6 protein-coding genes are annotated in these 9,110 nt (G+C 70.8%); 4 read left to right on the top strand and 2 right to left on the bottom strand.

Translation table 11 applies throughout. From position 1 onward, the window contains the following. Positions 1-188: 188 nt before the first annotated feature. Entirely contained in the window at positions 189-1,382 is a 1,194-nt protein-coding gene (locus ACZ4NT_RS33435) for an RtcB family protein (protein WP_467728826.1), read from the bottom strand. A 205-nt stretch (positions 1,383-1,587) separates the two neighbouring features. Here ACZ4NT_RS33435 and ACZ4NT_RS33430 point away from each other — a divergent pair, with 205 nt between their 5' ends. From ACZ4NT_RS33430 to ACZ4NT_RS33420, 3 genes are all read left to right on the top strand, one after another. Continuing rightward, positions 1,588-2,484 (top strand): DUF3558 domain-containing protein, encoded by an 897-nt coding sequence (locus ACZ4NT_RS33430; protein ID WP_467728824.1) that lies wholly within the window; start codon positions 1,588-1,590, stop codon positions 2,482-2,484. Positions 2,485-2,629: 145 nt separating this feature from the next. Next, positions 2,630-3,502, top strand: coding sequence for a DUF3558 domain-containing protein (locus tag ACZ4NT_RS33425; protein WP_467728822.1), 873 nt, complete (start codon positions 2,630-2,632; stop codon positions 3,500-3,502). A gap of 217 nt (positions 3,503-3,719) precedes the next feature. Further along, a complete protein-coding gene (locus tag ACZ4NT_RS33420; RefSeq protein ID WP_467728820.1) occupies positions 3,720-5,036 on the top strand; it encodes a DUF2637 domain-containing protein in 1,317 nt (438 codons plus the stop codon). Between the two features lie 61 nt (positions 5,037-5,097). Here the strand turns inward: ACZ4NT_RS33420 and lysS are convergent, their stop codons facing one another. Further along, the gene (gene lysS / locus ACZ4NT_RS33415; RefSeq protein ID WP_467728818.1) at positions 5,098-6,843 is read right to left on the bottom strand and encodes a lysine--tRNA ligase; all 1,746 of its coding nucleotides are present in this window, start codon (positions 6,841-6,843) and stop codon (positions 5,098-5,100) included. Between the two features lie 146 nt (positions 6,844-6,989). On the opposite strand from lysS, the gene argS reads away from it, so the two are divergent. Continuing rightward, complete coding sequence (argS, locus tag ACZ4NT_RS33410) at positions 6,990-8,759, top strand: arginine--tRNA ligase (protein ID WP_467728816.1); 1,770 nt, start codon at positions 6,990-6,992, stop codon at positions 8,757-8,759. Positions 8,760-9,110 lie beyond the last annotated feature (351 nt).

The raw sequence follows: 9,110 nt of genomic DNA, 5'->3' as shown, positions 1-9,110 counted from the left end.
CGTACTCCCCCCCCCCCCCCCCCCCCCCCCCCCCGCTCCCACCCCCCCCCCCCCCCCCCCCCCCCCGCCCCCCCCCCCCCCCCGGGGGGGGGGGGGGGGGGGCGCCCCCCCCCCCCCCCCCCCCCACTCCGCCCGTAGCCGTCCGGCCGTCCCTCCCCCGCGGAGGCGGCAGGCGCCCCGGGCCGGGACTAGCCCTTCACGCAGACGACCTGCTTCAGCTTCGCCACCACCGACACGAGGTCGCCCTGCTGCTCGATGACCTGCTCGATCGGCTTGTAGGCGCCCGGGATCTCGTCCACGACACCGGAGTCCTTGCGGCACTCCACGCCCTGGGTCTGCTCCTCCAGGTCCCGTGTCGAGAAGCGCCGCTTCGCCGCGCTGCGGCTCATCCGCCGACCCGCGCCGTGCGAGGCGGAGTTGTACGCCTTCTCGTTGCCGAGGCCCTTCACGATGTACGAGCCGGTGCCCATGGAACCCGGGATGATCCCGTACTCACCGGAGCCGGCCCGGATCGCGCCCTTGCGGGTGACGAGCAGGTCCATGCCCTCGTACCGCTCCTCCGCCACGTAGTTGTGGTGGCAGGAGATCTCCTGCTCGAAGGTCGGCCTGGCCTTCTTGAACTCCTTGCGGACGACGTCCTTCAGGAGCGCCATCATGAGCGTGCGGTTGTACTTCGCGTACTCCTGCGCCCAGAACAGGTCGTGGCGGTACGCCGCCATCTGCGGGGTGTCCGCGACGAAGACCGCGAGGTCCCGGTCGACCAATCCCTGGTTGTGCGGGAGCTTCTGGGCGATGCCGATGTGGTGCTCGGCCAGTTCCTTGCCGATGTTCCGCGAGCCGGAGTGCAGCATGAGCCAGACGGAACCGGACGTATCTGTACAAACTTCAACGAAGTGATTTCCGGAGCCCAGCGTTCCCATCTGCCTGGTCGCCCGGTCCCGGCGGAACCTCACCGCGTCGGCGACTCCGTCGAACCGCCCCCAGAAGTCGTCCCATCCGGCCGTCGCCAGGCCGTGGAAGCCGCCGGGCCCGACCGGGGAGTCGTGCATCCCGCGGCCCACCGGAATGGCCTGCTCGACCTTCGACCGGAGCCGGGACAGGTCCCCCGGCAGGTCGTTGGCGGTGAGCGAGGTCCTGACCGCGGACATCCCGCAGCCGATGTCGACCCCCACCGCCGCCGGACACACCGCATCCCGCATGGCGATGACGGAGCCGACCGTCGCCCCCTTGCCGTAGTGCACGTCCGGCATGACGGCGAGGCCCTTGATCCACGGCAGTGTCGCCACGTTCTGGAGCTGGCGCAGCGCGCCGTCCTCGACCGAGGCCGGGTCGGTCCACATACGGATGGGAACCTTCGCGCCCGGCACTTCCACGTACGACATTTCGTCCTCATTCCCCCGCAAAACCAACAGAAGTCTTTAATCGCAAAACCGGCGCCAAGGTCGACGTTTGGGACAACGGACCAGCGTCCACGGCGGTGCGTGCGATACACATTGTTCCCAGCGGCCGCCCCCGCGCGGCAAGCGATTAACCACCGGACACCCGCCCAGGACCGACCTGAGAGGGCCCGTCGAGAGGAGTCTGACCGTGCTGCGGAAGGCGTACGTACCGGGCGCCGCCGCGCTCCTCGCGGCACTGCTGGCCGGCTGCAGCAGCGGCTCGGGGGGCGGTGACACCCCGCCCGACTCGAAGGCGGGCGACTCCACGACGACGACGGCGGCGGCCGAGCCCGGCAAGTACCGCACGCTGCCCGAGCCGTGCGGCGCGGTGGATCAGGACACCCTCGACGCGCTGCTCCCGGGGATCGAGGAGATCACCGACGAGCAGCAGCGCGAGAAGGCGTACGACGGCGAGGCCACGCTCACGTACGACACGGACCGCAAGGTCGGCTGCCGTTGGAAGGTGGAGTCGGCGGACGCCACGGACCATCTCCTCGTCGACTTCGAGCGCGTGGTGTCCTACGACGGCGCGGTCAGCGACGACAGCAAGGCCGCGAAGGTCTACGGCACGCAGGAGGCGGCGGCGGACCTCCCCGAGCCGTCCGGTTCCGGGGCGCCCGACGCGGGCTCCGCGTCCGGCTCGGAGTCGGCGTCCGGGAGTTCCTCGCCCGAGGGCGGGGCGTCCGCGGACCCGTCGTCCGGCGCCGGCGGCGGTGAGGACGACTCGTCCGGGTCCGCCGGGGGCACACCCGACGACGGGGTCACGGCCTCCGGGTCGGCCACGGCGACCGAGACCCCGGCCGCCCTCCTGCCGCGCACGCTCGACGACCTCGGCGACGAGGCGTTCCTCGACGACGAGCTGAGCGCGTCCGGTTCGACGGCCCGGCAGCGCACGGTGACTGTGGTGTTCCGCACGTCCAACGTGATCGTGACGGTCCGGTACGAGGAGCAGCCGGCGCAGGTCGGGGTCGTCCCGGACGGCAAGGAAATGCAGGACAGGGCCCGGAAACTGGCCGACGACCTCGCCGAGGCGCTCAACTCCTAGCGGGTCGCGGGGGCGGCCGCGGGGGTGGGGCGGAACCCCCCGAAGCGGACCGCGCCGTGCGCTCACCGCGTACCGTGGCCCCTCGGACCGGACGGTCGCACGACCCATGTGCGTCCGCACCACGAGCGTCATGAGTGAAGGAACCATGCACCGACCAGTTGAGCGAGCCCCGCGAGACCAGCGAGTACTGCGACTTCCCCGCATCCTTGTGTGCGCCGCCGCCGTCCCGGTGATGCTCGTCGCCGCCGGCTGCTCCTCGGACTCCGGCTCCGGCGACGACGCGAAGAAGAGCGCCGGCGAGAAGGCGAAGGCGTCGGCCAGTGCCTCGGCGAGCGCGGTGCGGCCGGCCGCGTACGGGAAGCTGCCCGAGCCGTGCTCGGTGGTGTCGAAGAAGACTCTGGGCGATCTCGTACCCGAGGCCAAGAAGTCGGGCAACGAGGGCAAGTCGGACGATGTGTCCGTGCGTGGCAACTGCTACTGGGACAGCCTCGACAGCAACGGCGTCAAGGGCTCGCAGTACCGCTGGCTGAACGTGGCGATGCTGCGCTTCGACTCGGACGCGCGCGGCGAGGGCGACAAGCTCGCGCACGACTACTACGAGAAGCAGGTCGCGGGCGCGCAGGCGGCGACCGGCGCGAAGAACACGAAGTCGGAGCCGGTGTCCGGGACGGGCGACGAGGCGACGGCGGTGCGGTACGAGCTGAAGAAGAAGGAAGGCTCGTTCAAGCAGCAGACGGTCGTGACGCGCGTGGAGAACGTCGTGATCACGCTCGACTACAACGGTGCGGGACTCGCGGGTGACAAGGCCCCCGCCGCCGGTGACCTGGCGAAGGACGCCGTGAAGGCGGCCAAGGAGGCGGTGGCTGCGGTGACCGCCGCGAACGGGGACGACGGCAGGGCGAGCGCCTCCCCGTCGAAGTCGGCCTCGAAGTCGCCGTCGAAGTCCGCGTCGAAGGCGCCGTCCAAGACGGCGTCTCCCGCCAAGTCCAAGAGCAGGACCGCCGCCAAGAAGAGCTGACGCTCTTCGACGGAGGGGTGGCGAGGTCCGGGCGGACAGTGAATCCGACGCCCAACTCGATTCCCCGCCAAGTCAGTTGTGGGAACCCGGCCCCTGCGCGAGCCGGGCTCCTGCCGTACCGGCCATCCGTCCGCCGTACACATGTGCCACCCTGTTGCGCGCAACAACACGCAAGGGGAGGGGATTACGGGTGGCCGGCCCACTGCAGCTCACACGGATGCACCGCATTCTCATCGGCGTGGTCGTCGCGGGAGCGGTGGTCATCGCCGGTATCGGCTTCGCCGGTTCCTACGCCGCCGTCCGCGAGCTCGCCCTTCAGAAGGGCTTCGGGAACTTCAGTTACGTCTTCCCCGTCGGCATCGACGCGGGCATCTGTGTGCTGCTCGCCCTCGATCTGCTGCTGACCTGGATCCGCATCCCCTTCCCGCTGCTGCGCCAGACGGCGTGGCTGCTGACGGCGGCGACGATCGCGTTCAACGGCGCGGCGGCCTGGCCCGACCCGCTGGGCACCGGTATGCACGCCGTCATCCCGATCCTGTTCGTGGTGTCGGTGGAGGCGGCGCGGCATGCGATCGGCCGGATCGCGGACATCACGGCCGACAAGCACATGGAGGGTGTCCGCCTCACCCGCTGGCTGCTCTCCCCGCTGCCGACCTTCCTGCTGTGGCGCCGGATGAAGCTGTGGGAGCTGCGCTCCTACGACCAGGTCATCAAGCTGGAGCAGGAACGTCTCGTCTACCAGGCCCGCCTGCGCTCCCGGTTCGGCCGTGCCTGGCGCCGCAAGGCCCCGGTGGAGTCGCTGATGCCGCTGCGCCTGGCGCGGTACGGGGTCCCGCTGGCGGAGACGGCTCCCGCGGGCCTGGCCGCCGCCGGCATCGAGCCGGCGCTGCTGCCGCCGGCCCCGCAGCAGCCGCGGCTCGACACGCCGGCCGGGTCGGCCGTGGACGGGCGTGCCGCGGTCGCAGCAGCCGTCCCGCAGCCCGCCGCCCTCGTCGAGGGCGAGCAGCACCGCCGACCCGCGGACGCGCCGGGCGGCAACCGGCCGGAACCGGATCCGGAGCCCGGACCCGAGGAGAGCCCCTGGTTCGCGGCGCCCGCTCCCACGGAGATCGTCTACGAGGGCGGCTACGACCCGACGTACGTGCCCGAGGAGCAGTACGAGCAGTGGTACGAGGAGCAGCAGTCCCAGCAGTACGAGCCGGGGCCGGAGGAGACGGGCAGCTTCCCGATCCCGGCGGGCCCGGGGCGGACGCGTCAGCTGGGTGAGGGCGGTGCCCCGGAGCAGGAGCAGCTGCCGATCCCCGGCCCGCGGGAGGAGCAGTCGCCGCTCGCGGACGAGAAGTCCCGCGAGGAGGGCCTCTACCAGGTGTTCCGCCAGTCGATAAACGGCCAGGGGCTGCCCACCAAGGGCGAGTTCGGGAACAACGTGGAGGCCACGTACGGCGTCACGCTGACCGACAGCGAGCTGAAGCGCTACATGAACCGCTTCCAGAACCGCTTCAACGCGGAGCTGGAGGAGGACCACATCGCCTAGAGGGCAGGTGTACGACGAGGGGCGCCCGGTGGTCACCGGGCGCCCCTCGTCGTCCGCGGGGTCAGGCGCCGAGCAGCTTGCGCACCCGGTCCTGGCCCACCGCGAGCAGCAGCGTGGGCAGCCGCGGGCCGGTGTCCCGGCCGACCAGCAGGTGGTACAGGAGCGCGAAGAACGTGCGCTGGGCGACCTTGATCTCCGGCGGGAGCTCCTTCGGGGTCGCGTCGGCGGAGAAGCCGGCCCGGACCTTGGGGACGCCGTAGACGAGGTGGGTCAGGCCGTCCAGGGACCAGTGGTCGTCGAGGCCCTCCAGGAGCAGGCGCAGCGACTCACGGCCTTCGTCGTCGAGGGTGGCGAGCAGCTCGGCGTCGGGCTCCGCGCGGACCACGGTGCGCTGTTCGGCGGGCACCTGGGTGTTGATCCAGGCCTCGGCCCGGTCGAGGCGCGGCCGGACCTCGTCGAGGGAGGCGAGCGGGTTCTCGGGGTCGAGTTCGCTCAGGATCCGCAGGGTCTGGTCCTGGGCGCCGGCGGTGATGTCGGCGACGGAGGCCAGGGTGCGGTACGGCATCGGGCGCGCGGTCTTCGGCAGTTCCCCGGCGGCGGTGCCTACGGCCCGGGCGTGGGCGGCGGCGTCGGCCGGGAGCGCAGAGCCGTCCGCGACCTTGGCCGCGAGCTTGTCCCACTCGTCGTAGAGCCGCTGGATCTCCTGGTCGAAGGCGATCTTGAAGGACTGGTTGGGCCGACGGCGGGCGTAGAGCCAGCGCAGCAGCTGCGGTTCCATGATCTGCAGGGCGTCGGCCGGGGTCGGCACGCCGCCCTTGGAGGACGACATCTTGGCCATGCCGCTGATGCCGACGAACGCGTACATGGGGCCGATGGGCTGCTTGCCGCCGAAGATGCCGACGATCTGCCCGCCGACCTGGAAGCTGGACCCGGGCGAGGAGTGGTCCACGCCGCTGGGCTCGAAGACGACGCCCTCGTAGGCCCAGCGCATGGGCCAGTCGACCTTCCAGACCAGCTTGCCGCGGTTGAACTCGTTCAGCCGGACGGTCTCGGAGAAGCCGCAGGCCGAGCAGGTGTAGGCGAGTTCGGTGGTGTCGTCGTCGTAGGAGGTGACGGTGGTCAGGTCCTTCCCGCACTGCCCGCAGTAGGGCTTGTACGGGAAGTACCCGGCGCCGGAGCCGCTGCCGTCGTCCTCGTCGGCGGCTCCGGAGCCCTCGGCGGCCTCCAGCTCGGCCTCGTCGACGGGCTTCTGCGACTGCTGCTTCTTCGGCGGGGCCTTCTTGGTGCGGTACTGCTCCAGGATCGCGTCGATGTCGCCGCGGTGCTTCATCGCGAACAGGATCTGCTCGCGGTAGGTGCCCGAGGTGTACTGCTCGGTCTGGCTGATGCCGTCGTACTCGACGCCGAGGTCGGCGAGCGCCTCGGTCATCGCGGCCTTGAAGTGCTCGGCCCAGTTCGGGTACGCCGAGCCGGCCGGGGCGGGGACGGAGGTCAGCGGCTTGCCGATGTGCTCGGCCCAGGAGCCGTCGACGCCGGGGATGCCGAGCGGGACCTTGCGGTAGCGGTCGTAGTCGTCCCAGGAGATCAGGTGGCGCACGGTGTGCCCGCGGCGGCGGATCTCGTCGGCGACCAGGTGCGGGGTCATGACCTCGCGGAGGTTGCCGAGGTGGATCGGGCCGGACGGGGAGAGGCCGGACGCGACGACGACAGGTTTGCCCGGGGCCCGACGCTCCGACTCCTCGATGACCTCGTCCGCGAAACGGGAGACCCAGTCGGTGGTCTCGGTGCTCTGAGCCACGATCGGCACGTCCTTCTTTCTCATACGCCAGTACGGCTGACGGGCACCATTCTCCCAGCTCGGGCCGGAACCGCGAAAACGGCTTTTCACCGCGTGGGATACTGGGTTCTCTGTCCTCAGCAACTCCTGGAACCCGAGCAGAACGGCATCACTCCATGGCCTCGGTCACGTCCCTCACCGCTTCCGTCCATCAGCGCCTCGCGGACGCCCTCTCGGCTGCACTGCCGGAGGCCGGTTCCGCGGACCCGCTGCTGCGACGAAGCGACCGGGCCGACTTCCAGGCCAACGGGATCCTGGCGCTCGCGAAGAAGGCGAAGGCCAACCCGCGCGAGCTGGCGACGCAGGTGGTGGCGCAGGTCGCGTCCGGTGACGTGATCAAGGACATCGAGGTCTCCGGGCCCGGCTTCCTGAACGTGACGGTCACCGACGGGGCGATCACCCGGAACCTGGCGGAGCGGTACGCGGACCGCGCGCGCCTCGGTGTGCCGCTCGCGGAGCACCCGGGCACCACGGTGATCGACTACGCCCAGCCGAACGTGGCGAAGGAGATGCACGTCGGTCACCTGCGGTCCGCGGTGATCGGCGACGCGGTGGTGCAGATCCTGGAGTTCACCGGCGAGTCCGTCGTGCGGCGGCACCACATCGGCGACTGGGGCACCCAGTTCGGCATGCTCATCCAGTACCTGATCGAGCACCCGCACGAGCTGGACCACCGGGGCGGGGAGGTCTCCGGCGAGGAGGCCATGTCGAACCTGAACCGGCTCTACAAGGCGGCGCGGACGGTCTTCGACTCGGACGAGGAGTTCAAGACGCGGGCGCGGCGCCGGGTGGTGGACCTCCAGGCGGGCGAGCCCGAGACGCTGGCCATGTGGCAGAAGTTCGTGGACGAGTCGAAGATCTACTTCTACTCGGTCTTCGACAAGCTCGACATGGAGATCCGCGACGCGGACGTGGTCGGCGAGTCCGGTTACAACGACATGCTGGACGAGACGTGCCGCCTGCTGGAGGAGTCGGGCGTCGCGGTCCGCTCGGACGGCGCGCTGTGCGTGTTCTTCGACGACGTGAAGGGCCCGGACGGAAACCCGGTGCCGCTGATCGTGAAGAAGTCGGACGGCGGCTACGGCTACGCGGCCACCGACCTGTCGGCGATCCGCGACCGGGTCTTCAACCTGAAGGCGTCGACGCTGCTGTACGTGGTGGACGCCCGGCAGGCCCTGCACTTCAAGATGGTCTTCGAGACGGCGCGCCGGGCCGGCTGGCTGAACGACGACGTGAAGGCGCACCAGCTCGCGTTCGGCACGGTGCTGGGCAAGGACGGCAAGCCGTTCAAGACCCGCGAGGGCGAGACGGTCCGGCTGGTCGACCTGCTGGACGAGGCGATCGAGCGGGCCACGTCCGTGGTGCGCGAGAAGGCCGAGAAGGTGGGCCTGAGCGAGTCGGAGATCGAGGAGAACGGCCGGTACGTCGGCATCGGCGCCGTGAAGTACGCGGACCTGTCGACCTCCGCCGTCCGGGACTACAAGTTCGACCTGGACCAGATGGTCTCGCTGAACGGCGACACCTCGGTGTACCTGCAGTACGCGTACGCCCGCATCCGGTCGATCTTCGGCAAGGCCGGCGACCGTGCGCCGGTGGCGCACCCGGAGCTCGAACTGGCCCCGGCGGAGCGGGCGCTGGGCCTGCACCTGGACCGGTTCGGGGAGACGCTGGAGGAGGTCGCCGCGGAGTACGCACCGCACAAGCTGGCGGCGTACCTGTACCAGCTGGCCTCGCTCTACACGACGTTCTACGACCAGTGCCCGGTGATCAAGCCGGCCCCGGGCCAGGAGGTCGCGGAGAACCGCCTGTTCCTCTGCGATCTGACGGCCCGCACGCTCCACCAGGGCATGTCCCTGCTGGGCATCAGGACGCCCGAGCGGCTCTGACGCCCGACCGGCGGGGCGCGAACCCCGCGGCCCCGGCAGGACGGTGACCCCACCGCCCCGCCGGGGCCGTCCGGCTGTCAGGGGCAGTCGTGGATCGTGCCGCGCAGCGCGGGCCCGCCGCCCTCGCAGTGCTGGACGAAGGTCGCAGCGATCGCCTTCACGGAGCCGTCGTCGGCGCGCGCCGGTCGGGTGACGGTGGACTCGCCGGTGGACGGACGTCCCCGCTGGACATGCGTTTCCCCGTGGTAACTCCCGCCGCCCGGGGCAGGCGGCCGGAATCCGGTCAACTACGCCTGACCACAGGGGTGTTGTCGACACCCGGGACCGATTTCGGGGCGCTGTCAGTGCCTC

It is taken from the genome of Streptomyces sp. NPDC026417, from assembly GCF_055567695.1.
The sequence above is the reverse complement of the archived record's forward strand: the minus strand, read 5'-3'. Positions and strand labels throughout refer to the sequence as shown.

Coding starts and splice junctions, on each gene's coding strand:
- ACZ4NT_RS33435 (WP_467728826.1), bottom strand. CDS start 1,382: ATGTCGTACGTGGAAGTGCCGGGCGCGAAGGTTCCCATCCGTATGTGG.
- ACZ4NT_RS33425 (WP_467728822.1), top strand. CDS start 2,630: ATGCACCGACCAGTTGAGCGAGCCCCGCGAGACCAGCGAGTACTGCGA.
- ACZ4NT_RS33420 (WP_467728820.1), top strand. CDS start 3,720: ATGCACCGCATTCTCATCGGCGTGGTCGTCGCGGGAGCGGTGGTCATC.
- argS (WP_467728816.1), top strand. CDS start 6,990: ATGGCCTCGGTCACGTCCCTCACCGCTTCCGTCCATCAGCGCCTCGCG.